Origin of the sequence: Silvania hatchlandensis, from assembly GCF_025564065.1 — a bacterium.
GTDB lineage: Bacteria > Pseudomonadota > Gammaproteobacteria > Enterobacterales > Enterobacteriaceae > Enterobacter > Enterobacter hatchlandensis.
Genome location: NZ_JAMGZK010000051.1, coordinates 228,663 through 253,843, shown reverse-complemented (window position 1 = coordinate 253,843; position 25,181 = coordinate 228,663). Strand labels below are relative to the sequence as shown.

At 57.9% G+C, this 25,181-nt stretch carries 23 protein-coding genes; 18 read left to right on the top strand and 5 right to left on the bottom strand.

Going from position 1 to position 25,181, the window contains the following annotated elements; all coding sequences use genetic code 11:
* The 16 genes from hflC (at position 1) to rlmB (ending at position 17,498) form a co-directional block, all read left to right on the top strand.
* Positions 1–1,002, top strand: coding sequence for a protease modulator HflC (gene hflC, locus M8014_RS15565; protein WP_271283305.1), 1,002 nt, complete (start codon positions 1–3; stop codon positions 1,000–1,002).
* 262 nt (positions 1,003–1,264) lie between these two features.
* Complete coding sequence (gene purA, locus M8014_RS15560) at positions 1,265–2,563, top strand: adenylosuccinate synthase (protein WP_271283304.1); 1,299 nt, start codon at positions 1,265–1,267, stop codon at positions 2,561–2,563.
* Between the two features lie 192 nt (positions 2,564–2,755).
* A complete protein-coding gene (gene nsrR / locus M8014_RS15555; RefSeq protein WP_271267897.1) occupies positions 2,756–3,181 on the top strand; it encodes a nitric oxide-sensing transcriptional repressor NsrR in 426 nt (141 codons plus the stop codon).
* Positions 3,182–3,219: 38 nt separating this feature from the next.
* Entirely contained in the window at positions 3,220–5,685 is a 2,466-nt protein-coding gene (gene rnr / locus M8014_RS15550; protein ID WP_271283303.1) for a ribonuclease R, read from the top strand.
* Between the two features lie 218 nt (positions 5,686–5,903).
* Positions 5,904–6,908, top strand: a complete 1,005-nt coding sequence (gene cuyA, locus M8014_RS15545; protein WP_271283302.1) for a D-cysteate sulfo-lyase — start codon at positions 5,904–5,906, stop codon at positions 6,906–6,908.
* Positions 6,901–7,608 (top strand): cysteate racemase, encoded by a 708-nt coding sequence (gene cuyB, locus M8014_RS15540; RefSeq protein WP_271283301.1) that lies wholly within the window; start codon positions 6,901–6,903, stop codon positions 7,606–7,608. The genes cuyA and cuyB overlap by 8 nt, the downstream gene beginning before the upstream one ends.
* 39 nt (positions 7,609–7,647) lie before the next feature.
* Positions 7,648–8,655 carry a taurine ABC transporter substrate-binding protein gene (locus M8014_RS15535; RefSeq protein WP_271283300.1) on the top strand — a complete coding sequence of 336 codons (1,008 nt, stop codon included), beginning with the start codon at positions 7,648–7,650 and terminating at the stop codon, positions 8,653–8,655.
* Positions 8,652–9,422, top strand: coding sequence for an ABC transporter permease (locus M8014_RS15530; RefSeq protein ID WP_271283299.1), 771 nt, complete (start codon positions 8,652–8,654; stop codon positions 9,420–9,422). The genes M8014_RS15535 and M8014_RS15530 overlap by 4 nt, the downstream gene beginning before the upstream one ends.
* Positions 9,422–10,198: an ABC transporter ATP-binding protein gene (locus M8014_RS15525; protein WP_271283298.1), complete on the top strand. Its 777-nt coding sequence runs from the start codon at positions 9,422–9,424 to the stop codon at positions 10,196–10,198. Before M8014_RS15530 ends, M8014_RS15525 begins: the two co-directional genes overlap by 1 nt.
* 53 nt (positions 10,199–10,251) lie before the next feature.
* Positions 10,252–11,469 carry a M20 family metallopeptidase gene (locus M8014_RS15520; protein ID WP_271283297.1) on the top strand — a complete coding sequence of 406 codons (1,218 nt, stop codon included), beginning with the start codon at positions 10,252–10,254 and terminating at the stop codon, positions 11,467–11,469.
* A gap of 22 nt (positions 11,470–11,491) precedes the next feature.
* Positions 11,492–13,054 carry an ABC transporter substrate-binding protein gene (locus M8014_RS15515; RefSeq protein ID WP_271283296.1) on the top strand — a complete coding sequence of 521 codons (1,563 nt, stop codon included), beginning with the start codon at positions 11,492–11,494 and terminating at the stop codon, positions 13,052–13,054.
* A 12-nt stretch (positions 13,055–13,066) separates the two neighbouring features.
* Complete coding sequence (locus M8014_RS15510) at positions 13,067–14,023, top strand: ABC transporter permease (RefSeq protein ID WP_271283295.1); 957 nt, start codon at positions 13,067–13,069, stop codon at positions 14,021–14,023.
* Entirely contained in the window at positions 14,020–14,880 is an 861-nt protein-coding gene (locus tag M8014_RS15505) for an ABC transporter permease (protein WP_271283294.1), read from the top strand. The genes M8014_RS15510 and M8014_RS15505 overlap by 4 nt, the downstream gene beginning before the upstream one ends.
* Positions 14,873–15,862 carry an ABC transporter ATP-binding protein gene (locus M8014_RS15500; protein WP_271283293.1) on the top strand — a complete coding sequence of 330 codons (990 nt, stop codon included), beginning with the start codon at positions 14,873–14,875 and terminating at the stop codon, positions 15,860–15,862. Before M8014_RS15505 ends, M8014_RS15500 begins: the two co-directional genes overlap by 8 nt.
* Positions 15,859–16,659: an ABC transporter ATP-binding protein gene (locus M8014_RS15495; RefSeq protein ID WP_271283292.1), complete on the top strand. Its 801-nt coding sequence runs from the start codon at positions 15,859–15,861 to the stop codon at positions 16,657–16,659. The genes M8014_RS15500 and M8014_RS15495 overlap by 4 nt, the downstream gene beginning before the upstream one ends.
* Positions 16,660–16,766: 107 nt before the next feature.
* A complete protein-coding gene (gene rlmB, locus M8014_RS15490; RefSeq protein ID WP_271283291.1) occupies positions 16,767–17,498 on the top strand; it encodes a 23S rRNA (guanosine(2251)-2'-O)-methyltransferase RlmB in 732 nt (243 codons plus the stop codon).
* Between the two features lie 47 nt (positions 17,499–17,545).
* Here the strand turns inward: rlmB and M8014_RS15485 are convergent, their stop codons facing one another.
* On the bottom strand, positions 17,546–18,835 hold the full coding sequence (locus M8014_RS15485; RefSeq protein ID WP_271283290.1) for an MFS transporter: 1,290 nt from the start codon (positions 18,833–18,835) through the stop codon (positions 17,546–17,548).
* 160 nt (positions 18,836–18,995) lie between these two features.
* On the opposite strand from M8014_RS15485, the gene M8014_RS15480 reads away from it, so the two are divergent.
* Positions 18,996–20,618, top strand: a complete 1,623-nt coding sequence (locus M8014_RS15480) for an isovaleryl-CoA dehydrogenase (RefSeq protein WP_271283289.1) — start codon at positions 18,996–18,998, stop codon at positions 20,616–20,618.
* Positions 20,619–20,621: 3 nt separating this feature from the next.
* Here M8014_RS15480 and M8014_RS15475 read toward each other — a convergent pair whose 3' ends face one another.
* The 3 genes from M8014_RS15475 to bsmA all read right to left on the bottom strand — a co-directional run bounded on the left by M8014_RS15475 (position 20,622) and on the right by bsmA (position 23,473).
* The gene (locus M8014_RS15475; RefSeq protein ID WP_271283288.1) at positions 20,622–22,547 is read right to left on the bottom strand and encodes a methyl-accepting chemotaxis protein; all 1,926 of its coding nucleotides are present in this window, start codon (positions 22,545–22,547) and stop codon (positions 20,622–20,624) included.
* A 172-nt stretch (positions 22,548–22,719) separates the two neighbouring features.
* Complete coding sequence (yjfN, locus tag M8014_RS15470; RefSeq protein ID WP_418939613.1) at positions 22,720–23,007, bottom strand: DUF1471 family protease activator YjfN; 288 nt, start codon at positions 23,005–23,007, stop codon at positions 22,720–22,722.
* 136 nt (positions 23,008–23,143) lie between these two features.
* Positions 23,144–23,473 (bottom strand): biofilm peroxide resistance protein BsmA, encoded by a 330-nt coding sequence (gene bsmA, locus M8014_RS15465; protein WP_271283341.1) that lies wholly within the window; start codon positions 23,471–23,473, stop codon positions 23,144–23,146.
* Positions 23,474–23,611: 138 nt separating this feature from the next.
* Between bsmA and yjfP the strand changes: the two genes are divergently transcribed.
* A complete protein-coding gene (gene yjfP / locus M8014_RS15460) occupies positions 23,612–24,343 on the top strand; it encodes an esterase (RefSeq protein ID WP_271283286.1) in 732 nt (243 codons plus the stop codon).
* On the opposite strand, the gene ulaR is transcribed toward yjfP, so the two are convergent.
* On the bottom strand, positions 24,340–25,095 hold the full coding sequence (gene ulaR / locus M8014_RS15455; protein WP_271283285.1) for an HTH-type transcriptional regulator UlaR: 756 nt from the start codon (positions 25,093–25,095) through the stop codon (positions 24,340–24,342). The genes yjfP and ulaR overlap by 4 nt on opposite strands.
* Positions 25,096–25,181: the final 86 nt, after the last annotated feature.

The following is a 25,181-nucleotide window of genomic DNA, read 5'->3' as shown; positions in this document are numbered from 1 at the left end:
ATGCGTAAGTCAGTTATAGCGATTATCATCATCGTGCTGGTCGTGCTCTTTACCTCTATTTTTGTTGTTAAAGAGGGCGAGCGCGGCATTACCCTGCGTTTTGGTAAAGTTCTGCGTGACAGCGAAAACAAACCGCTGGTTTACGAACCGGGTCTGCACTTCAAGATCCCAATGATCGAATCGGTTAAAACGCTCGATGCCCGTATCCAGACCATGGATAACCAGGCCGATCGCTTTGTGACCAAAGAGAAAAAAGACCTGATCGTCGATTCCTACATCAAATGGCGTATCAGCGATTTCAGCCGTTACTATCTGGCGACCGGCGGCGGTGACGTCTCCCAGGCTGAAGTGCTGCTGAAACGTAAGTTCTCTGACCGTCTGCGTTCTGAAATCGGCCGTCTGGATGTGAAAGACATCGTGACAGATTCCCGCGGTCGTCTGACCCTGGAAGTCCGCGATGCCCTGAACTCCGGTTCTGCAGGTACCGAAGATGAAGTGACTACGCCAGCAGCTGACGATGCGATTGCCAAAGCGGCTGAGCGCGTTCAGGCTGAGACCAACGGTAAAGTGCCGGTGATCAACCCGAACAGTATGGCGGCCTTAGGTATCGAAGTGGTTGACGTGCGTATTAAGCAGATCAACCTGCCGACCGAAGTGTCTGAAGCGATCTACAACCGTATGCGCGCTGAGCGTGAAGCGGTAGCCCGTCGTCATCGTTCACAAGGTCAGGAAGAAGCGGAGAAACTGCGCGCAACGGCGGACTATGAAGTCACCAGGACACTGGCGGAATCTGAACGTCAGGGCCGCATTATGCGCGGTGAAGGCGATGCAGAAGCCGCGAAACTGTTTGCCGATGCATTCAGCCAGGATCCTGATTTCTATGCCTTTATCCGTAGCCTGCGTGCGTACGAAAACAGCTTCCAGAGCAATCAGGACGTGATGGTATTAAGCCCGGATAGCGATTTCTTCCGCTACATGAAATCTCCGGTCACTAACCGCTAATTCTTGTTGTTTTTCAAGCAGATAAATGGCGCCTCAAGGGGCGCCATTTTTTTTGCTCTTTCCGCTATCCGATGCCCGAGTGCTGGGGTGTGGTATCAACCGCACCGCTTGTGATGTAAATCGTCTCGTCACACAACATATTGAGGTAATCGTTTAACTGACTATGAACCCGTCCATTTCGCCGAATTTTGTATACAAAAAAAGCTGAACATCATCAAAACCGATGGTAGAATCCATTTTTAAGCAATCGGTGATTTTGAAAATGGGTAACAACGTCGTCGTACTGGGCACCCAATGGGGTGACGAAGGTAAAGGGAAGATCGTCGATCTTCTGACTGAACGTGCTAAATTTGTTGTACGCTATCAGGGTGGTCACAACGCAGGCCACACTCTCGTAATCAACGGTGAAAAAACCGTCCTCCATCTTATTCCATCAGGTATTCTTCGTGACAATGTGACCAGCATCATCGGTAACGGTGTTGTGCTGTCTCCTGCTGCGCTGATGAAAGAGATGAAAGGCCTGGAAGACCGTGGGATCCCGGTTCGTGAACGTCTGCTGCTCTCTGAAGCCTGCCCGCTGATCCTCGACTACCACGTCGCCCTGGATCTGGCGCGTGAAAAAGCGCGCGGCGCGAAAGCGATTGGTACTACCGGTCGTGGTATCGGCCCGGCCTACGAAGATAAAGTTGCCCGTCGCGGTCTGCGTGTTGGCGACCTGTTCGACAAAGCCACCTTTGCTGAAAAACTGAAAGACGTGATGGAATATCACAACTTCCAGCTGGTCAACTACTACAAAACTGACGCGGTTGACTACCAGAAAGTGCTGGACGATGTGATGGCGATTGCCGACATTCTGACCGGTATGGTGGTGGATGTATCCGACCTGCTGGACCAGGCGCGCAAGCGTGGCGATTTCGTCATGTTTGAAGGTGCGCAGGGTACGCTGCTGGATATCGACCACGGTACCTATCCGTACGTAACCTCCTCAAACACCACCGCTGGTGGCGTGGCAACCGGCTCCGGCCTGGGTCCGCGTTATGTGGATTACGTTCTGGGCATCATCAAAGCTTACTCCACTCGCGTGGGTGCAGGTCCGTTCCCGACTGAGCTGTTTGATGAAACCGGCGAGTTCCTGTGCAAGCAAGGTAACGAGTTTGGCGCAACCACCGGTCGTCGTCGTCGTACCGGCTGGCTGGATGCAGTAGCTGTGCGCCGTGCGGTGCAGATCAACTCCCTGTCTGGCTTCTGCCTGACCAAGCTGGACGTGCTGGACGGTCTGAAAGAGGTGAAAATCTGCGTGGCTTACCGTATGCCTGATGGCCGCGAAGTCACCACCACGCCGCTGGCGGCTGATGACTGGCAGGGTATTGAGCCAATCTACGAAACCATGCCTGGCTGGTCTGAAACCACTTTCGGCGTGAAAGAGCACAGCGGTCTGCCACAGGCAGCGCTGGACTACATCAAGCGTATTGAAGAACTGACCGGTGTGCCGATTGATATTATCTCTACCGGCCCAGACCGTACTGAAACAATGATTCTGCGCGATCCGTTCGACGCATAATCCTTGTTAATGCTGGCCTGCGGGGCAACCCGTAGGCCGGATAAACGTAGTGCCATCCGACGATCGCCCTCTCTTTCCCGCTTTTATCCCTTTCAGTTCAAATAAATTCACCGTTAACTATCTGGCTGGTTTATCATCAGTAGTGAATATCTCCGCGGATATGCCGCGTTTTACCCTTTTCCTGAGGTTGATGTGCAGTTAACAAGTTTCACCGATTACGGATTGCGAGCGCTGATTTATATGGCGTCGTTACCCGATGGACGAATGACCAGTATCTCTGAGGTGACAGAGGTGTACGGTGTCTCCCGTAATCATATGGTCAAAATTATCAACCAACTTAGCCGTGCCGGATACGTTACAGCCATCCGCGGGAAAAACGGCGGCATTCGCCTCGGTAAACCGGCGCAGAGTATTCGCGTTGGGGATGTGGTACGCGATCTGGAACCGTTGACGCTGGTGAACTGCAGCAGCGACTTCTGCCACATCACCCCCGCCTGTCGCCTGAAGCAGGCACTGTCTAAGGCCGTGCTCGGTTTTCTCAAGGAACTGGATAACTACACGCTGGCCGATTTGGTTGAAGAGAATCAACCGCTATATAAATTATTGCTGGTGGAATGAAGCAAATTTCCACTGGAGCTGACAACGGAGGAACCGCTATGTCACAAGATCCTTTCCAGGAACGCGAAGCCGAAAAATACGCAAACCCTATCCCAAGCCGTGAGTTCATCCTCGATCACTTATCAAAACGTGAAAAACCCGCCAATCGAGAAGAACTCGCCGTAGAACTGAACATTGAAGGCGAAGAGCAAATTGAAGGCCTTCGTCGTCGCCTGCGCGCTATGGAGCGCGACGGACAGTTAGTCTTTACCCGCCGTCAGTGCTATGCCCTGCCCGAACGTCTCGATCTGCTGAAAGGCATGGTAATCGGTCACCGTGATGGCTTCGGCTTCCTGCGCGTCGAAGGCCGCAAAGATGACCTGTATCTCTCGTCTGAACAGATGAAGATGTGCATCCACGGTGACCAGATCCTGGCCCAGCCGCTGGGTGCCGATCGTAAAGGCCGCCGTGAAGCGCGCGTCGTACGCGTGCTGGTGCCAAAAACCAGCCAGATTGTGGGCCGCTATTTCACCGATGCTGGCGTTGGTTTTGTGGTGCCGGACGATAGCCGCCTGAGCTTTGACATCCTGATTCCACCGGAAGAGGTGATGGGCGCGCGGATGGGCTTTGTCGTCGTCGTTGAGCTGAGCCAGCGTCCGACCCGCCGCACTAAAGCGGTTGGCAAAATCGTCGAAGTGCTGGGCGATAACATGGGCACCAGTATGGCCGTTGATATGGCGCTGCGCACCCATGAAATCCCGTACGTCTGGCCAAAAGAAGTTGAAGAGCAGGTCGCCGGGCTGAAAGAACAAGTGCCGGAATCGGCAAAAGTGGGCCGTGTCGATCTGCGCGATCTGCCGCTGGTGACCATTGATGGCGAAGACGCCCGCGACTTTGATGACGCGGTGTACTGCGAGAAAAAACGCGGTGGCGGCTGGCGTCTGTGGGTCGCCATTGCGGACGTGAGCTATTACGTGCGCACCCACACCCCGCTGGACGGTGAAGCGCGTAACCGCGGCACCTCGGTGTACTTCCCGTCGCAGGTAGTACCTATGCTGCCGGAAGTGCTTTCCAACGGCCTGTGCTCGCTGAACCCGCAGGTTGATCGTCTGTGTATGGTTTGTGAAATGACCATCTCCACCAAAGGGCGTTTAACCGGCTACAAATTCTATGAAGCGGTGATGAGTTCACATGCTCGCCTGACCTACACCAAAGTGTGGCATATGCTGCAGGGTGACCAGGAGCTGCGTGAACAGTATGCGCCGCTGGTGAAGCACGTCGAAGAGCTGCATAGCCTCTATAAGGTGCTGGATCAGGCGCGTGAAGAGCGCGGCGGAATCTCATTTGAGAGTGAAGAAGCCAAGTTCATCTTCAACGCTGAACGCCGCATTGAGCGTATCGAGCAGACGCAGCGTAACGATGCGCATAAGCTGATTGAAGAGTGCATGATCCTGGCGAACATCTCCGCCGCTCGCTTTGTCGAGAAAGCGAAAGAGCCTGCGCTGTTCCGTATTCACGATAAGCCGACCACCGAAGCCATCACCGCCTTCCGCACCGTCCTGGCCGAGCTGGGTCTGGAACTGCCGGGTGGCAACAAGCCGGAACCGCGTGACTACGCTGAACTGCTGGAATCTATCAGCGATCGTCCTGATGCAGAAATGCTGCAGACCATGCTGCTGCGCTCCATGAAGCAGGCGATTTACGATCCTGAGAACCGCGGTCACTTTGGTCTGGCGTTGCAGTCGTATGCCCACTTTACCTCGCCGATCCGTCGTTACCCGGACCTCTCCCTGCACCGTGCAATCAAGTATCTGCTGGCGCAAGAGCAGGGGCTGAAGGGCAATACCACCGAAACCGGTGGCTACCACTATTCGATGGAAGAGATGCTGCAGCTGGGTCAGCACTGTTCGATGGCCGAACGCCGCGCGGACGAAGCGACGCGCGATGTCGCCGACTGGCTGAAGTGTGACTTCATGTTGGATCAGGTCGGCAACGTGTTTAAAGGCGTTATCGCCAGCGTTACCGGCTTTGGCTTCTTTGTTCGCCTTGATGAACTGTTTATCGATGGTCTGGTTCATGTCTCCTCGCTGGATAACGACTACTACCGCTACGATCAGGTTGGGCAACGTCTGACCGGCGAATCCAGCGGCCAGACTTATCGTCTGGGCGACCGCGTTGAAGTGAAGGTCGAAGCGGTGAACATGGATGAGCGCAAAATTGACTTCAGCCTGATCTCCAGTGAACGTGCGCCGCGCAACGTGGGTAAAACCGCGCGCGACAATGCGAAGAAAGGGCCGGCAGGTAAATCTGGCAAACGTCGTCAGACGGGTAAGAAGGTGAACTTCGAGCCGGATAGCGCCTTCCGCGGTGACAACGGCAAGCCAAAATCACCGAAACCGCCTAAAGCGAAGAAAGAATCTGGCGCGAAGAAGGAGCCAGGCACGAAGAAGCCGTCGGCGAAGACTCAAAAAATTGCCGCCGCAACCAAAGCGAAACGGGCCGCGAAGAAGAAAACCGCGGAATAATGTTTCCCCTCTGACCCCTTCCCACTGGAAGGGGTTATTCTTTTTAGCCGTAAGTCATTCCAGAACAGAATAGATAATTCCCCGCCTGCCTGATATTTCCTGCTTAGTTATTTTACAGAAAACGTTATTTATTAATTTTGATTAGCCATCTCATCACGATGTGTATAGTGAATTTTACTTTTTAGATAAATTCATTTCCTGCTTTGCAAGGAGCGTATATGCATCTGGCTCGTTTCCCTCGCGTTTCTCTCGGTCATTTCCCGACGCCACTCGAACCGCTAGAAAATATATCCCGCTTATTAGGGGGGCCGAAAATATGGATTAAACGAGATGATGCTACCGGCCTGGCAACGGGGGGAAATAAAACCCGTAAACTTGAATTCCTGCTGGCGGACGCGCAGGCGAAAAACGCGGATGTGATTATTACCCAGGGCGCAACGCAGTCAAACCACGTGCGTCAGACCATCGCCGGGGCCGCTCGTCTGGGGCTGCAGGCCAAAGCACTGCTCGAACAGCGCGTCACCGACTTTGGCGAAGACTACCAGCGCTCAGGCAATGTCCTGCTCGATAAAGTCCTGGGTGGGGAAATCGTTGCCCATCTTCCAGCCGGAACCGATATGCAGCAGGCCATGGAGGATTATGCGGCAACCCTGCGTGAGCAGGGCCATAACCCGTATGTGATACCCGGCGGCGGCTCCAACCCGATTGGCGCGCTGGGCTACGTGGCCTGTGCCGAAGAGCTGCTGTACCAGTCCTCTGAACGTCGACTGCGCATTGACCACGTGGTTCACGCCACGGGCAGCACCGGAACGCAGGCGGGGTTAGTGGCGGGTTTCACCGCGACCAACAGCCACGTGCCGGTGCTGGGTATTAGCGTGCGGGCACCCAAGGCGAAGCAGGAAGAGAACGTCTGGAATCTGGCGTCCCGCACGCTCGATTTACTCGGCGTGCCGGGTGAGTTGTCCCGTTATGCCGTCGTGGCGAACAGCGATTACGTGGGCGATGGTTACGGATTACCGACCGAGGGCACGCTGGAAGCGCTGTCGCTGCTGGCCCGCCATGAAGGCATCCTGCTTGACCCGGTCTATTCGGCAAAAGGAATGGCGGGGCTTATCGATCTGATCCGTAAAGGCCATTTCCGTCAGGATGAGAACGTGGTCTTTATCCACACCGGCGGGGCGGCCGGGCTGTTTGGCTACCGTCAGGTGCTGGAACATGTCTGAATCGTTTTTGCTTGGGGTGCTGGGCGGGATGGGGCCGCTGGCCACGCTGGATTTTCAGCGCAGGCTTTTTGACGCCACACCTGCCCAGCGCGATCAGCAGCAGCTGCCTTCGGTGGTCTGGAACGTGCCGCAAATTGCGGATCGGCAGCAGGCGCTGGCAGGCACTGGGCCTTCACCGCTCCCGCAGTTAATTCACGGTATTACCCGGCTTAACCAGGCAGGGGCGAGCCATATCGCTATTCCGTGCAACACCGCGCATCACTGGTATGACGCGCTCAGCGAGGCGAGTGATGCCCCTATTTTGCACATTGTGGATGCCACCCTTGCCGCCCTGAATCAGGCGGCGGACAAGCCGCAGCGAGTCGGCATCATCGCCACTCACGGCACGCTTGCAGCCGGCTGGTATCAGCAAAAACTGATTGCTCAGGGCATCGAGGTCATTGAACCGACGGCGCAGGAGCTGGCGGAGTGGTTTGTGCCGGGCTGCTATGCGGTCAAGCGCGGGGAGCTGGATGAAGGGGGCGCGCTGCTGGTCAGGCAGGCGCAGGCGCTGTTTGATCGGGGGGCGCAGACGTTGATTCTGGCCTGTACCGAGGTGCCCATAGCACTCGCGGCGGTTAACGCGCCGTTTCTGCCATTAACGTTCGATCCAGCCCAGGCGCTGGCGCAACGATGTTCGCAATTATGGCAAGGCATCTAATTACTACAATTAAACCTTATATTTAATGGGATAAATAAAATGAAGAAAAGTTTCTGCTTATTACTGGCAGTGGGTGGCTTATGGGCAAATTTCAGCTATGCAGCAAATCCTGCTGAAGTGCGCGTGGCATTTAGCGGCGGTTCTCAGGTATTAATGCTGGCAAAAGCTGATGGTTCTCTGGATAAAGCCTTAAACAGCAAAGTGAAGTGGGTGCAATTTGCCTCCGGGGCCGATGCATTAAATTATTTCGCCAGCAACGCGATTGATATTGCCAACTTTGGATCCAGTCCGGCGACGGCAGGTATTGTCAGAAAATTACCGGTAGAGATTATTGGGGTGTCCGGCGTCATTGCCAGCTATGAGCGACTGATCGGCAAAGAGGGTATTTCCAGCATCAAGGATATCGAAGGCAAACGCGTGGCGTACCCGCCAAACTCAACCGCGCAGTACGCCCTCGAAGCCGCGATCAGCGTCAATAAACTTGATCGCAGCAAGATTACCCTGCTGCCGCTGCGCCCGGCCGAGATGGTTGCGGCCTGGAAGCGGGGCGACATTGATGCGGGTTACGTCTGGGCGCCGTTTGCCCAGGAGCTGGAGTCCTCTGGCGGGCATCAGGTGTTTGCCACCAAAGATCTGCAAAAAGAGGGCTACCTGATCTACAACAACTACGTCGTGCGTAAAGCCTTTGCCGAACAGTATCCGCAGGCGGTGAGCGCTTTCCTGCGCGTTCACCAGCAAAAAGTGGATGAGTTTAAGAAAGACCCGGAACGCGCCGCCGGCATTGTCGCCAAAGAGGTGGGTGCCCCGGTGACCACCGCCGCCAATACCCTGGGTGGGCTGGAATACCCCACACTTGCCCAGCAGGGCACCGCAGAGTGGCTGGGTAACGGCACGCACACGACCGACAGCGGTATCGGCAAAGCGCTGACTAAAACGTCTAACTTCCTGGCGGGTATCGGTGAGATCCGCAAACGTGATATTCCGGCCAACTGGGATACGGCAATCGAGTCGCGCTACATCCGCGAAGCGGCGGTAACCGCGCAATGAGATTGAGTCAGCATATCGCCATCAGCATCCTGTCGGTGGCGGTGTTCTTTATTGTCTGGCAGGTGGCGGCCACGCGGCAGTGGGTGGATCCGCTGCTGCTGCCGTCGCTGACCGATATCGGCCTCACCACCGAAGAGCTGCTGGCTGATGGCTATCGCCAGGTGCCGCTCTGGGAACACATTGCCGTCAGCCTGGCGCGTGCCCTCGGCGCGTTTGCCGTGGCGATTATTATCGGTATTCCGCTGGGCCTGCTGATGGGGCTGTCGGATGGTCTGGCGGCGGTGCTCAACCCCTTTGTGCAGTTCCTGCGTCCGTTGCCCAAGATTGCGCTGATCCCGCTGGCCGTCGTCTGGCTGGGGATTGGTGAGGCCTCCAAATTCTTCCTGATCTTTATCGCCACGTTTCTGAGCGTGGTGGTCGGTGCCTCTGCGGCGGTGGATCGCATTGGCCGGGCGCGGATCCGCGTGGCGCAAACGCTGGGTGCATCGCGTCAGCAAATTTTTCTGCGCGTGGTGCTGCCGGATGCACTGCCGGATCTGTTCACCACCGTCAGGCTGTCGATTGGCATCGGCTGGACGTCACTGATTGCGGCAGAGATGGTTGCGGCCAGCTCTGGCCTCGGCTGGATGGTGATTAACGCCAGTTCCTATCTGCGTACCGATATCGTGATGCTCGGCATTTTGCTGCTGGGCGGTATTGGCTATCTGCTGGATCTGCTGCTGCTGGGCTTGCAGCGGCTGGTTGTACCCTGGGCGGGGAAAGAATAATGAGTGCTATCACGCTGGAAAATGTCTCGCTCGCGTTTGCGGCGAAACCGCAGCCCTTCACGGTGCTGGAAGATATCAACCTCTCCCTGAGCAAGGGGGAGTTTGTGGTGCTGCTGGGGCCGTCCGGCTGCGGTAAATCCACCATTCTGAACCTGGTGGCCGGCTTCAATAAGCCGGATCGCGGGCGGGTAGTGGCGGGTGGAAAACCGGTGCGGGAACCGGGGCCGGACCGCGGGATGATCTTCCAGCAGCCGAATCTGTTCCCATGGCTGTCGGTGCTGGACAACGTCACCTTTGGCCCGCGCCTTGGCAAACACCGTAAAGACGAAACCAACGCGCTGGCGCATGACTGGCTGGCACGCGTGGGGTTGAAAGGATTTGAGCATCATGCCCCCTGGCAACTGTCCGGCGGCATGAAGCAGCGCGTGGCGCTGGCCCGCGCCTGGCTACCGGAGCCGGAAGTGCTGCTGTTAGATGAGCCCTTCGGCGCGCTGGATGCGCAAACCCGCTTGATGATGCAGGAGCTGCTGCGTGAAGCCTGGCTGTCCACCGGCACCACGCTGCTGTTCGTCACGCACGATGTGGAAGAGGCGCTGTTTCTCGCCGATCGCATCCTGATCATGTCAGCAAAACCCGGAAAAATCGTCGAAGAGATCGCGCTGCCGTTTGGGCGCGAGCGCGATATCGAAACCCTTGCCGAACATCCGCGCTACAGCGAGATCAAGCATCACGTTCTGCACCGGGTGCGCCAGGAGGCGAAACGGCACTTAGGGTAAACGCCATTCCCGATGCCGGGAATGAATCAACTGTCATGACTGAGGTGGAAGCAATGAGCAGCAGCGAATTACAAGACCGTCTTGAAACCAGTATTCAGCAGCACCGGGAAGCGTATGTGGCGATAGCCAAGGATATTCATGCTCATCCTGAAACCGGCAATAACGAATATTACGCCAGCGGGCTGCTGACGCAGCTGCTGGAAAAACATGGCTTTAGCGTCACCGTCAACGTCGCCGGGCACGAGACGGCCTTCTACGCGGTCAAGGAGAGCGGCAAGCCCGGCCCGACCATCGCCTATCTGGCGGAATACGATGCGCTGATCGATATCGGTCATGCCTGCGGGCATAACATCATCGGCGTGACCAGCATTGCGGCGGCGATTGCGCTTGCCGACACGCTGGACAGCACCGGGGGCAAAGTGGTGGTACTGGGCACGCCAGCGGAGGAGGGCGGGCTGCGCGGCAAAGGTGGACCAAACGGCAACGTGAAGGCTCGCTTTGTGGAGCACGGTTTCCTGAAGGATGTCGACGTGGCGCTGATGGTTCACCCGGCGGGCAAAACGCGCCTCTCCGGCCCGTCGCTGGCGAACAACCATCTCTACTTCCACTTTTACGGCAAACCCTCTCACGCGGGGAGCTCGCCGCATAAAGGGGTGAATGCGCTGGATGCGCTGGTGCTGCTGTACAACGGTATCAGCGTGCTACGCCAGCAGCTACCGGACGGGATCCGCGTGCACGGCATCATCACCAACGGCGGGCAAGCGCCAAACGTGATCCCGGAATACGCTTCCGCCCACTACTACATCCGCGCCCACACCCGGGAAGAGGTGCTGGCGCTGGAGCCACGCATTCGGGCGATTGCTGAAGGCGTTGCGCTGGCCACCGGCACCACCGTGAAAATTGAACACCAGGTCGGCCCGCGCGATTTCAATATCAACCACACACTCAATGGCGCCCTGCTGGAAGAGTTCACCGCCGCAGGCGAGCAGGTTGAGCTGAAAGAGAAAGAGGGGCTGGGTTCGACCGACGCCGGTGACATCAGCCACGCCGTACCCACCGCGCACCCGTACATCAAGATTGGTCCGGACGATCTGATCGGTCATACCGTGGCGTTCCGCGAAGCGGCCAACTCTACGCAGGGGTACGACGCGCTGGTGACCGGGGCGCAGGTGCTGGCGCGCACCGGATTGCGCCTGCTGACGGATGCCGCGCTGCTGCAGGCAGCAAAAGATGAATTCGCCGGGCGCACCGTTGCGACCCAGGCCGCTTAACGTTGACCGGAGCAATACAATAATGAAGATGCTGTTTTCTGCCGCCACGCTGCTGCTGGCGGCGGTTTTACCCCTGGGAAGCGCACAGGCGCAAAGCGTGGATCGTAATGCGACCCTGAACATTGCCTACGGCAACCGTCCGGGTACGCTGGATCCCTATCTGACCACCAACAATGCCACCTCGGACGTGGACCGGCATATCTTCGAAACGCTGTTCACCATCAATGCTAAATTCGAGCCGGTCCCGGAGCTGGTGCAGAGCTATACCCTGAGCGAGGATCGCAAAACCTACACCTTTGTGCTGCGTGACGGGATCCATTTCCACGACGGCCAACCGCTAACCGCCGATGACGTGGTGGCCTCGATGAATCGCTGGCTGGCGGTTTCCACTCAGGGCAAAGCCAACCTGCCGGGCGTGCAGTTCAGCAAAGTGGATGACAAAACCGTCACCTTCACCCTGGCGGCTCCGTCGCTTATCACCCTCAACGTGCTGGCCGATGTGAAGAACATCGCCGCCATCATGCCAAAACGTATTATTGATGCGGCCAACAGCAGCAAGAAGCCGGTGACCGATCTCGTTGGCACCGGCCCTTATAAGCTGGCCGAATTTAAGCCTGGCGATTACCTGCACTTAACCCGTTATGACCAGTATCAGTCGCGCACCGAGCCTGCGAGCGGGCTCTCCGGGCAGAAAAAAGCGGACGTGAAGGATATCTGGTTCCGCTATATCACCGACGAATCGACCCGTCTTGCCGGGGCGATGACCGGGGAGTATGACCTCGTCTTCCAGCTGCCGAAGGACAATATTGACACCCTGAGCAGCGCCCCAGATCTGTCTCTGTTCCAGCCGCAGGGCGGCGGATCCCTGATCACCTATCTGTTCAACAAAAACCAGGGGCCGTTTGCCAACGTGAAGCTGCGTCAGGCGTTTAATCTGGCGCTCGACGTGCATCAGACGCTGCTGGCTGGCTACAGCGATCCGCGCTTCTTCAAAGAGGATCCGTCGCTGGGTTTCCCGGATCAGGTGGACTGGTACAGCGAAGCGGGCAAGCCTTTCTGGAACCAGCACAAGCTGGATGAAGCGCGCGCGCTGGTCAAAACGTCGGGTTACAACGGCGAAGAGGTGGTGATCATCGCCACCAAAGAGTATGCCGAGCTGTATAACCTGGCGATTGTTGCCCAGCAGGTGCTGAAGCAGATCGGCGTCAAATCCCGGCTGGACGTGTACGACTGGCCGACCGTGCTGCAGCGCCGCCAGGATCCGAAAAACTTCGATCTCTGTGCGCTGGAGTTCTCCATGCGTCAGGTTCTGCACCAGTATCCGTTCCTTGACTCCCGCGCCAGATTCCCCGGCCTGAGCAACAGCCCGGAGATCGACAGCGTGCTGGATGCGATCAAGCAAGCGCCTTCCCTGCAGGAGGCAAAACCGCTGGTGGATAAACTCAACGTGCTGAGCTGGCAGTATCTGCCGGTGATCGTGCTGGGGCGCACCACGCCGGATGCGGTGGCGATCAAAAGCAACGTGAAGGGCTTCCAGGATCTGATTGGCCCGATTCTGTGGAATGTCAGCGTAACCCAACCCTGACGGGAGAAGGCGATGAAAAGATATCTGTTTCACCGCCTGCTGGCACTGCTACCGGTGCTGCTGGTGGTGTCGGTAGTGGTGTTTTGTCTGATTCATCTGGCGCCGGGCGATCCGGCGCTGGTTATTCTCGGTAACGATGCCAGCCCGCAGGACGTTGCGGCCATGCGCCAGCAGATGGGGCTGGACAGGCCGATGCTGGTGCAGTTTGTCAGCTGGTTTGCGGACATCCTCACCGGCAATTTAGGCCATTCCCTGTTTCTTGATGCCAGCGTGATGAGCCTGTTTCTGCAACACCTTACCCCCACGCTGGCGCTGGCGTTGTATGCCCAGGCTATCGCGCTGGTGCTCGGCCTGGCGGGCGGGGTGCTGAGTGCATGGCAGCACGGCAGCCTGATGGATCGCGCTATCCGCATGCTGGCGACGGTTGGCATGTCGGTGCCGGGCTTTCTGCTCGGTCTGTTTCTGATCTTCTTTTTTGCGGTGCAGCTGCGCTGGTTTCCGGTGGTGGGGTATCGCTCGACCAACGATAACCTCTGGCTCAACGTCTGGTATTTGACCCTGCCGGCCATTGCGTTGGGGTTGCGCATTGCGGCGCTCATCGCCCGCATGACGCGGGCGGTGATGCTGGATGTGATGCAGGAGCCCTTTATCAGCACCGCCAGAGCCAAAGGGGTGCCGGAGCGGCTGGTACTGCTACGCCATACGCTGAAAAACAGCCTGATCCCGATCCTGACGATCTGCGGCGAATCCTTTGCCTCGCTGGTGACGGGCACCATCGTTATCGAAAGCGTGTTCGGCATTCCTGGCGTGGGATCGCTGATTGTCGATTCGATCGAGCGGCGCGACGTGACGGTGATCCAGGGCGTGGTACTGCTGATCACGGTCTGCTACGTGCTGATCAATCTGGCGGTGGATCTGCTGAGCTATCTCGCCGACCCGCGTCTTTCTGTCGACGGGGGTGAAAAATGATCCCGATCCGCAATCCTTCTCTGCTGATCTGGCCCGCAGTGCTGGCGGCAATCGTCCTGCTGTCGTTTTTTGCCAGCGGGTTAAGCCCTTACGATCCTTACAGCATCGACCCGTTAAGTCGCCTGAAAGCGCCTTCTGCCGCGCACTGGTTCGGCACGGATAATTTTGGTCGGGATCTGTTCGTGCGGGTGGCGCTGGCGGTAAGGGTGTCGTTCTCGGTTGGGGCTGCCGTCGCGGTGATTGCGGGCGTCACGGGAATGGTGGTCGGCCTGCTGTGCGCCTGGTATCGCCCCGTCGACCGGGTGTTAATGCGCATCTGCGACGGTTTGTTTGCCTTTCCCTCTCTGCTGCTGGCCATTGCCATTGTGGGGGTGCTGGGGCCAAATATTGCCAACGTGGTGCTGGCCCTGTCGCTGGTATATGTCCCATCGATTGCCCGGGTGATCCGCGGTGCGGCGCTGGTCATCAAAGAGAAAAACTTTATCGAAGCGCTGCGGGCGCAGGGGGCGAGCTCCTCACGCATTATCTGGCTGCATCTGCTGCCCAACGTTATTTCGCCGTTTATCGTGCAGGTCAGCTGGGTCTTTTCAGTGGCGATTCTCACCGAAGCGGCGCTCAGTTTCCTCGGCTCTGGCGTGCCGGCCCCGATGCCCAGCCTCGGCAATTTACTGCTGGAGGGGAAAGCGGTGATCTTTACCGCCTGGTGGATGACCTTCTTCCCCGGCATCGCCATCGTGCTGCTGATCCTGGGACTCAATATCATTGGCGATGACCTGCGCGACAGCGCCGATCCCGGGCTGAAACCACTCCCGCGCCATATCTTACGGCTGTTAAAACAAGGGGGACGCCATGGCTGAGGCGCTGCTTCAGGTCAACGAGCTGGCGGTCGATTTCGCCACCCGCCAGGGCATTATCTCTCCGGTGCGCGGCGTCTCGTTTCAGGTTAACGCCCACGAAACGCTGGGCATTATTGGCGAGTCGGGCTGCGGTAAAAGCGTGACGGCGCAGGCGCTGATGGGGCTGCTCTCGCCGCGCACCAGCCGGGTTGAGGGCGAGGTATTTCTGGCGGGCAATGCGCTGCATACCCTCTCTTCTAACGCCCGTCGGCAGATGAGCGGGCGCGACATGGCGATGATTTTTCAGGACCCGCTGGCCAGCCTGAACCCGGTAATGACCATTGGCGAGCAGATTGGCGAAAGCCTGCGGCTGCACACGTCCCTGACGCGCCCGCAGCGGCAGGCGAAAATCCTCGTGCTGCTCGATCAGGTGGGGATACCCGACCCTGCGCGCTGCGCCGGTGCCTGGCCGCATGAGCTCTCCGGTGGAATGCGCCAGCGGGTGATGATTGCGATGGCTGTCGCCACCTCGCCGTCGCTGCTGATTGCCGATGAACCCACGACGGCCCTTGATGCGACCATTCAGGCGCAAATCCTCGATCTGCTCGACGAACTTAAGCATGAAACCGGAATGGGGATCGTGATTATCACCCACGATCTGAGCGTGGTGGCCAGATTGTGCCAGCGCGTGGTGGTGCTGTACGCCGGTCAGGTGGTGGAAGAAACCGACGTCTATACGCTGTTTGAGCGCCCGCGCCACCCCTACACCCGCGCGCTGCTGGCGGCTCGACCCTCGGTGGATCACCCCCCCAAAACGCCGCTGGCAGAAATTGCCGGGCAAGTGCCGTCTCTGCACGCGCTGCCCCTGGGTTGTACCTATGCCGATCGCTGCCCGCTGGCACAGCCGCGCTGCCGGGGACAGGCACCCGAGCTGCGCACCGTTGAACGTGAGACGCATCGGGTTCGCTGCTGGCGAGCCGACGAGACAGGAGCCATCACATGACAACCCCCTTACTGAACGTGAATCAGCTTTCGAAAACCTTTCAGCGCCGCGGGCAATCCGTGCCTGCGGTGGATCGGGTGAGCTTTACCCTCAACGCGGGTGAAACCTGGGCGCTGGTAGGTGAGTCCGGCAGCGGCAAAAGCACCACCGGACGGCTCGTGCTGGGGCTCACCCCGGCAAGCGGGGGCGATATTCAGTTTGAAGGGCGCTCGCTGGCAGATTTAAACCCCAGCGGGTGGAAATGGGTGCGCCGCAATATGCAGATGATTTTCCAGGATCCGCTCTCTTCGCTCGACCCAAAGCGCACCGTCGGCTACAGCCTGGAGGAGCCGCTGATTATTCACGGTATTGGCAACCGCAAAACCCAGGTGGCCGACATGCTGGAGCAGGTGGGCCTGCGCCCGCAGGATGCCGCCCGCTACCCGCATGAATTTTCCGGCGGCCAGCGCCAGCGCATTGGTATTGCCCGGGCGCTGATCCTCAAGCCAAAGTTGATTATCTGCGATGAGCCAGTCTCGGCGTTAGACGTGTCGATTCAGTCGCAAATCCTCAATCTGCTGATGAGGCTGCAGCGCGAGTACGGGTTGGCCTATCTGTTTATCTCTCATGACCTGAATGTCGTGCGCCACATTGCGGACCGGGTAGGGGTGATGCACCGGGGCAGGCTGGTGGAACAGGGTGAAACACAACGCATTTTTACGCACCCGCAGCATGACTATACCCGTTATTTACTCAACGCTATTTTGCCTGCGCACCCGGTCCCGGCAGGTACCGGGCAAGCGGTGGTGAATGGCTAACGCCGACAAGGGTCGATTTGGGCGCAGTGTCGGTTATACTAGGCGCAAGTGACCTGTTTCACGGCCCAATTTAACCCGGCGCACCCCGCCTAAAACGAGTAAGTTTAATGAGTGATATGATTTACGGCATCCATGCGGTGCAGGCCCTGCTGGAGCGCGCCCCGGAGCGTTTTCAGGAAGTCTTTATTCTGAAAGGGCGTGAAGACAAACGTCTGCTGCCGCTGATCCACGCCCTCGAAGCCCAGGGCGTGGTGATCCAGCTGGCCAGCCGCCAGTTCCTCGATGAGAAAAGCGAGGGTGCGGTACACCAGGGGATCATTGCCCGCGCGAAACCGGGTCGTCAGTATCAGGAGAACGATCTTCCGGATCTGATTGCCACGCTGGAAAACCCGTTCTTCCTGATCCTCGACGGCGTAACCGATCCGCACAACCTCGGTGCCTGTTTGCGTAGCGCCGATGCGGCGGGCGTGCATGCGGTGATCGTACCAAAAGATCGCTCTGCGCAGCTGAACGCCACGGCGAAGAAAGTGGCCTGCGGCGCGGCAGAAAACGTTCCGCTGATCCGTGTGACCAACCTGGCGCGCACCATGCGTCAGCTGCAGGAAGAGAACATCTGGATCGTGGGCACCGCTGGCGAAGCCGACCATACCCTGTTCCAGAGCAAAATGACCGGCCGCATGGCGCTGGTGATGGGCGCAGAAGGCGAAGGTATGCGTCGCCTGACCCGCGAGCACTGTGATGAGCTGATCAGCATTCCGATGGCAGGCAGCGTATCCTCCCTGAACGTCTCCGTAGCTACCGGCATCTGCCTGTTCGAAGCGGTCCGTCAGCGCGGTTAATCATGCGCTGTGCCGGGTAAAGCGTCGCCTTTACCCGGCTGTATTCCTTACTCCTCCAGTGAACGTAGATGGTCGTCTTTATTCAGCGTCATCAGCGCCACGATACTCACCCCCGCCGTTGCCATCACGTAATAGGCCGGAATGTCCAGATTGCCCGTCTCTTTGATAAGCCCGGTAATGATCAATCCCGCACAGCCCGAGAAGATAGCGTTCGACAGGGAATAGGCCAGACCCAGCCCGGTATAACGTACCCGTGTCGGGAACATTTCGGACAGCATCGCCGGACCCGGACCTGCCAGCATCCCCACCAGACCCCCTGCAATCAGTACCACTGTCGCTTTCACCGCCAGAGTGCTGGACTCCGCCTGCAATATTTTCAGTAGCGGCAAGGCGAGGATCAGCAGCAGCGCGGCGGCGATCACCATCACCGTCCGGCGCCCGATGCGATCGCTTAGTATCCCCGACGGGATAATGGTCAGGGCGAAGCCAATATTGGAAATCACCGCAATCAGCAGTGCCTGATTAAAACCGGTGTGCAGGGCCGATTGCAGGTAGGCGGGCATAATCACCAGATAGGTATAGCCAGCGGCAGACCACACCATTACCCGACCGATGCCCATCACAATCGCTTTCAGCGTTGCCGCGGTCTGCGCTTTCACCGCCACCGGTTTTGCCTGTTGCTTCACGAAGCTCGGCGTCTCCTCCATGTTCACTCGCAGCCACAGGGCAACGGCTCCCAACGGCAGGGCAATAAAGAACGGAATACGCCAGCCCCAGTCATGCAGCGCCTCTGGCGTCAGCAGTACTGAGAGCAGCGCCACAATGCCTGCCCCGGCCAGCAGGCCTAGCGCCACGGTAAAGGACTGCCAGGCACCGTACAATCCACGCTTGCCGCGCGGAGCGAACTCGGTCATCAGCGACACCGCGCCACCGTACTCGCCACCTGCGAACAACCCCTGCAGGATCCGCAGGCCGGTGATGATAAGCGGGGCGGCAATGCCGATGCTGGCATACACCGGCACCAGTCCGATGGCGGCCGTTGCCAGAGTCATCAACACCAGCACAATAATCAACGTGGGCTTACGCCCGATCCGATCGCCTATCCGGCCAAAGACGATGGCACCGAGCGGGCGAAAGAAGAAGGCGACGGCGAAGGAGGCGTAGGTGAGGATCAGACTGGTCAGCCCCGTTTCACCGTCCAGTTGAAAAAAGTTTTTCGCAATGACGGTGGCCATAAAACCGTACACCGCGAACTCATACCATTCGATGAAGTTACCAATCGATCCTGCAATTAACGCGCGCTTGTGGGCCTCTGGCGCAAGTTGAGTAGATTGCATCGTGATTCTCCCTGAGAAATGAGAATAAATTATTCACCATAAGCTGGCGGGGAAATTTATTATTCTTAGGTTGTGTGAGCTGTTTCACGCTTGCTGAGCGCAATACCTCCTCCCGTAGCGTCCATACTTACCTTCTTTGCCATTGAAGGAGGGACACACCATGCACTGGCAAACGCATACGGTTTTCAATCAGCCTTCACCCCTGACGAACAGCAATCTTTTCCTCTCCGACCGCGCCCTGTGTGAAGCGGTCAACCGCGAAGGTGCCGAGTGGGACGCCGAGCTGCTCGCCAGTATCGGTCAGCAGCTGGGCACCGCCGAATCACTGGAGCTGGGCAGACTTGCCAACGTCAATCCACCTGAACTGCTGCGCTATGATGCCAGCGGCACGCGGCTGGACGACGTGCGCTTTCATCCGGCCTGGCACCTGCTGATGCAGGGGCTTTGCGCTAACCGGGTGCATAACCTGGCGTGGGAAGAGGAGGCGCGAAAAGGATCCTTCGTGGCCCGGGCGGCACGTTTTGTCCTGCATGCCCAGGTGGAGGCGGGCACGCTGTGCCCTATCACCATGACCTTTGCCGCCACGCCGCTGCTGCAGCAGGCGCTGCCGCGCGCCTTCCACGACTGGCTGACGCCGCTGCTCAGCGACCGATATGACTCGCATCTGGCACCCGGCAACCAAAAGCGCGGCCTGCTGATTGGGATGGGGATGACGGAAAAGCAGGGCGGTTCAGATGTTCTCAGCAACACCACCCGGGCGGAGCGCTGCAGCGACGGCAGTTACCGGCTGGTGGGCCATAAATGGTTTTTCTCGGTGCCGCAAAGCGATGCGCACCTGGTGCTGGCGCAAGCCAAAGGCGGGCTGTCGTGCTTCTTCGTTCCGCGCTTTCTGCCCGACGGGCTGCGCAACGCCGTACAGCTGGAGCGGCTCAAAGACAAGCTGGGCAATCGCTCGAACGCCAGCAGTGAAGCCGAATTTCTCGACGCCACCGGCTGGCTGCTGGGTGAAGAAGGCGAAGGCGTGCGCCAGATCCTTAAAATGGGCGGATTAACCCGCTTTGACTGCGCCCTCGGCAGCCACGGGCAGATGCGTCGCGCACTCTCGGTGGCGCTGTATCACGCCCACCAGCGCCAGACCTTTGGCAAAAATCTGATCGAGCAGCCGCTGATGCGCGACGTGCTAAGCCGGATGGCGCTACAGCTCGAGGGGCAAACCGCGCTGCTGTTCCGTCTGGCGCGGGCCTGGGATCGCCGGGCGGATGAGCAGGAAGCGCTGTGGGCGCGGCTGTTCACCCCGGCGGCTAAATTTGCCATCTGCAAGGCGGGGATCCCGTTTGTCGCCGAGGCGATGGAGGTTCTGGGCGGGATCGGCTACTGCGAAGAGAGCGAACTGCCGCGTCTGTATCGTGAAATGCCGGTCAACAGCATCTGGGAAGGATCGGGGAATATCATGGGGCTGGACGTACTGCGGGTGCTGGCGAAGCAGCCTGGCGTGGCCGATATGCTGTATGCGGATTTTGCCGAAGTAAAAGGACAGGACCGCCATTTCGACCGCAGCTGGCGGCAGTTGCAGCAAAAACTGCGTAAGCCGCAGGAGGCGCAGGGCAGGGAGATCGCCCGGCAGATCTTTCAGCTGGGCACGGGGGCGCAGATGTTGCGCCATACATCACCACCGATGGCGCAGGCCTGGTGCCGTGAAATGCTCGACGCCCGTGGGGGCTCTCTGCTCAGCGCGCAGGTGCAGGACGACCTGCTCCTGCGCGCCACGGGCGGCGTTGCCTGAGACTTACAGACGGAACAGGCTGACCAGATTGGTCAGGTGCGACCCTTTCCCCCGCAGGGTCTGCGCCGTCTGTTCACTGCGTGAAACGCGATCGGCGTTGATATGCGACGCTTCGCCGATATGCGCCATCGCCATGTTCACCTGACCGATGCCTGCCGACTGCTCGCGGGAGGCATGGTTAATCTCCGTAACCAGTTGGTTGATATTGTCGATGTGCCCGATGATGCTCTCCATCGCCTGACGGGTCTGCTCCGACAGGGCGTGGCCCTCGCTCACTTTACTGAGCGTATCGCCAATCAGCAGTTCAATCTCCTTTACCGCGTTGGCGCTACGCGCTGCCAGGGCGCGGACTTCCTGGGCCACCACGGCAAAGCCCTTACCGTGTTCACCCGCCCGGGCGGCCTCTACGGCGGCGTTCAGGGCCAGAATATTGGTCTGGAAAGCGATACCCTCAATCACCCGCGTGATGGCTTCGATACGTTTCGATGCTTCGCGAATATCATCCATGGTAGCGACAGCATGGTTGACGGTCTCCCCGCCCTGATGCACCGCCCGGGAGGTTTCGCCGACCAGCTGTTGGGTCTGCTCCATATTGGCTGCATTCTGCTGCACGCTGGCCGCCAGTTGCTCCATACTGGCGGAGGTCTCTTCCACGCTGCTGGCCTGCTTATTGATCTGCTCGGAGATCTCGCCGGTATCCGCCGCCAGAGCGTTGGTTCCCAGATGGATATCTCCCGCCGCTTCACGCACCTGCAGCACGATTTTTTGCAGCCCGCCGCCAATGCCGTTGATGGCGTTGATCAGCTGCCCCACCTCATCCTGACGGGTGGCAGGCAGGGTGGCGCGCAGATCGCCTGCGGCATACTGTTGCGCAAGACCAATCACATCGCGCAGCGGGCGCGTAAGCCAGCGGCGGATAATAAACACGAACAGCATGGCGAAGAGTGCGGACAGGACGACTCCCGCCAGCAGGAAGCGATCGCGCAGGCTGGTCACATCGGCCAACAGAACGGTTTTATCCACCTGGCCCACTATCGTCCAGTTCCAGCCCGGGAGCGGCGTCCAGGCCATAATCAGCGTGCGACCTTCGGCGCTCTGGCGCTCCAGCGTGCCGGAACGATCCCCCAGCAGCTGTTGCTGAACGTCGTTCTCCCACTTCGGCAGTTGCCCCTCTTCTGTGCTATGGAACAGGTACTGGCCGTGATTTTTGCCATGACTGCGATCCAGCACGAAGAAGTGGCCGCTCTCGCCCAGACGGCGGCTGAGGATCTTCTCGCGCATAGCGTTCCATGAGTGGGTAATGTCGACCCCGACGAAGATAATGGCGATCACCTGTCCACCCGCGTCTTTTACCGGTTGATACTGGGTGATGTAGCGTTTGCCGAACAGCGGGGCGAGGCCGCGATACACCTCGCCCTGGGTGACCACCGCCCAGGCCGGACTGGCAGGGTCCAGTACCGTACCGATGGCCCGATCGCCGTTCTCTTTTCGCAGCGAGGTTGCCACGCGGACAAAGTCGTCGCCGCTGCGCACAAACAGCGTAGAGATAGCACCGGTGCGATTCAGGAAATCATCGGGTGTGGTGTTGTTCTCATGGAGTTCCGTATCACCGCCTTTCAACAACGGGACATTCTGGCCGTTGATGGTGCGGGTCTGGCTGGCATCAAGGCTCAGCGGCTGCGGCAAAAAGGTGGTAAACAGGCGGGTATAGCTCTCCACCTCTTCGGTGAGGCTGGTATTGAACATCTGCACCATATCCACCACGCCGGTGGACTGGTTATGCAGATCTTCTATGGCCAAAGATTTGAGTTTTTGACTGGTGTTATAGCTCAGAAGAAAAGTGAAAAGCAGAAAGAGTATGGCAACGCTCAAGCCGGTAAGCAGCGATAGCTTAGTGCCCAGACCTGCACGGCGAAAAAAATTGATCATAAATTGCTCATTGCTAAAAAGGTATCGCTTTTCAACGGCAGAGCGGGGATAACATTTATTGGGTTTATGTAACTAAATGTTGCAGGAAGGTCATGAGGTAGTAACAACAAGGATAATAGAATTGTAAATATTAAAAAGCCACTAAAAATGAGTGGCTTTTTAGGGTTGCTTTTCAGGCATAAAGTATGGCTTGTACTCGCCAGCGATCAACATGGTTGTCTTCCTGCATTTTGATGATGCGATACCACGAGGCACCCTGTTCGTCAGCTTTTAGCGCAACCATGCGCTCTACATCCTGGGGACTCCCTGAGATATCACTCACGGAAATCAGTCCAATTTCATTTAAACCTGTTACGCAATCAGCGCTGGCAAATTCGGCTGACTGCGCGGCTGTACTCACCAGACCGGCTGAGAGCAACAGTGAGGTCAAAGCAAGAGATCGTTTCATCGTCAGCTCCATTTTACGTGTCCCCGGTACCCGCCGGGCAATCCTTCGCAAATAAACTCACTTCCATTGTCATAGGCACGGAGTTTATTGTGGACAGGAAAACGTCTATGGACGCAAAGCAGTGTAAATATCGTTTAAATACCGGTCATTACTTTCGGTACAGAATGGCCTGCGAGTACCATTGCCCTGTTACGATAGTTTCATCGATAAGGATAATGACGTAGTAATCTGCTTTTGCGGCGACGGCTTTTGCTTTAATCGCATCCTCCACATCCGCTGGCGAGCCCCGCTCAAGTGCGGTGACCGTGGCCATTCGCTGTAATCCTTCCGTTTGATTACGACGAATCTCTTGTGGATGATCGGCCACTGGCGGCGCGGGTTGCGGCGTACCTTGCAGCGCGCTACACCCGCTCAACAGCAGCATCAGCATTAAAGCAGCAAACCTTCGCATAACCCAATCTCGTTTCCTGATAGCCATAGTGTAGATCTCTGTTAATTTGATTTTGGGGGAATGTTCCCAAACTGTTATCTGCGGCGTAATTTTCGAATGAAAATTTCGCGAAAGCGTAAGCCAGTTCTCAACATTATGAATCACCCTTTCGCATGAGGCTCAACAATGATTGAACTTGAAATACGGCAGTTTGGCGATCGTGAGATTGTACACGCCGTCCCGGCAGGAATGGGGGCGCAACCCTTGCCGGTGGTTATTTTTTACCACGGGTTTACCTCCTCTAAGCTGGTCTACAGTTATTTTGCGGTCGCTCTGGCGCAGGCCGGTTTTCGGGTGGTGATGCCAGATGCCCCGGATCACGGCGCGCGCTTTGCGGGCGATGAGCAGGCAAGACTCGGGCAGTTCTGGCCGATTCTGCACGGGAATCTCAGCGAGTTCGCCGGACTGCGGGATGCGTTGTATCAGGCTGGACTGGTGCAGGACGAACGGCTGGCGGTGGCCGGCGCATCAATGGGGGGCATGACTGCGCTGGGGATCATGGCGCGTCATCCGGAGGTAACCTGCGTGGCGAGCCTGATGGGCTCCGGCTATTTCACGACCCTGGCCCGGACGCTGTTTCCACCCCTGCTGCCTGAGGCGTTCGACGCCACCCTGGCACCGCTTGCCGACTGGGACGTGACGACGGCGCTGCCGCGTCTGGGCGATCGCCCGCTACTGCTCTGGCACGGTGAAGAAGATGACGTGGTGCCTGCCGCAGAGACGTTCCGTTTACAGCAGGCGTTACAGCGGGAAGGGCTGGATAAACAGCTGACCTGTTTATGGGAAGCGGGGGTGAAGCATCGCATCACGCCGACCGCTCTTGATGCCACGGTGGCGTTTTTCCGCCAGCATCTCTAAACGCGCAGGACCTTCACGCCCTGATCTTCCAGCTTCTGGAGGATCTGGGGGTTAGCGCTTTTACCGGTAATCACCAGGTCTATCTGCTCCGCGCGGCTGAATAACATCCCGGCCCGCTCGCCGACCTTGCTGCTGTCGACCAGCACCACCAGTTTGCCGACCACGTTCAGCATGTTCTGCTCGGCCATCGCCGTCAGCATATCGGTTTTATACAATCCCTCGGCGGTCAGCCCTTTACCGCTGGTGAACATCCAGTGTCCGGCGTACAGCGTGTTCTCGCTGTCCTGCGGACTTAAGGTGATGGACTGGCTCTTGTTGTACTGACCCCCCATGATCACCACGCTCTCGTGTTCCTGATCGATAAGGTAGTTAGCCAGCGGCAGATAGTTAGTGATGATCTGCACCGGCTTTCCGCACATCTCGCGGCCCAGCAAAAAGGCGGTTGAGCCGCAGTTGATGACCACGCTTTCGCCTGGATTGACCAGCTGCGATGCCGCGCGGGCAATACGTACTTTCTCGTCGTGATTCTGCGCCTGATGAATATTCATCGGCGACCAGCGCGGACGCTGCTGGCTGATGCCTTCTGCACCGTTGCGCACTTTCTTTAGCTTGCCGCTTTCATCCAGCTTGTTGATGTCCCGGCGTGCGGTGGCGGGGGAAACGCCCAGTCTGGCAATCACCTGTTCGACGGTGACAAACCCCGTCTGCGCCAGGAGTTCCAGTAATATTTGGTGTCGCTGTGCTTCTGTCATGAGCTATTCCGAAATAAATTGATTTCAAAAGATGATATTTGAAATAGCCTGAAAATACTAAGCAAAAGATGGAATCGCCGGGCGCA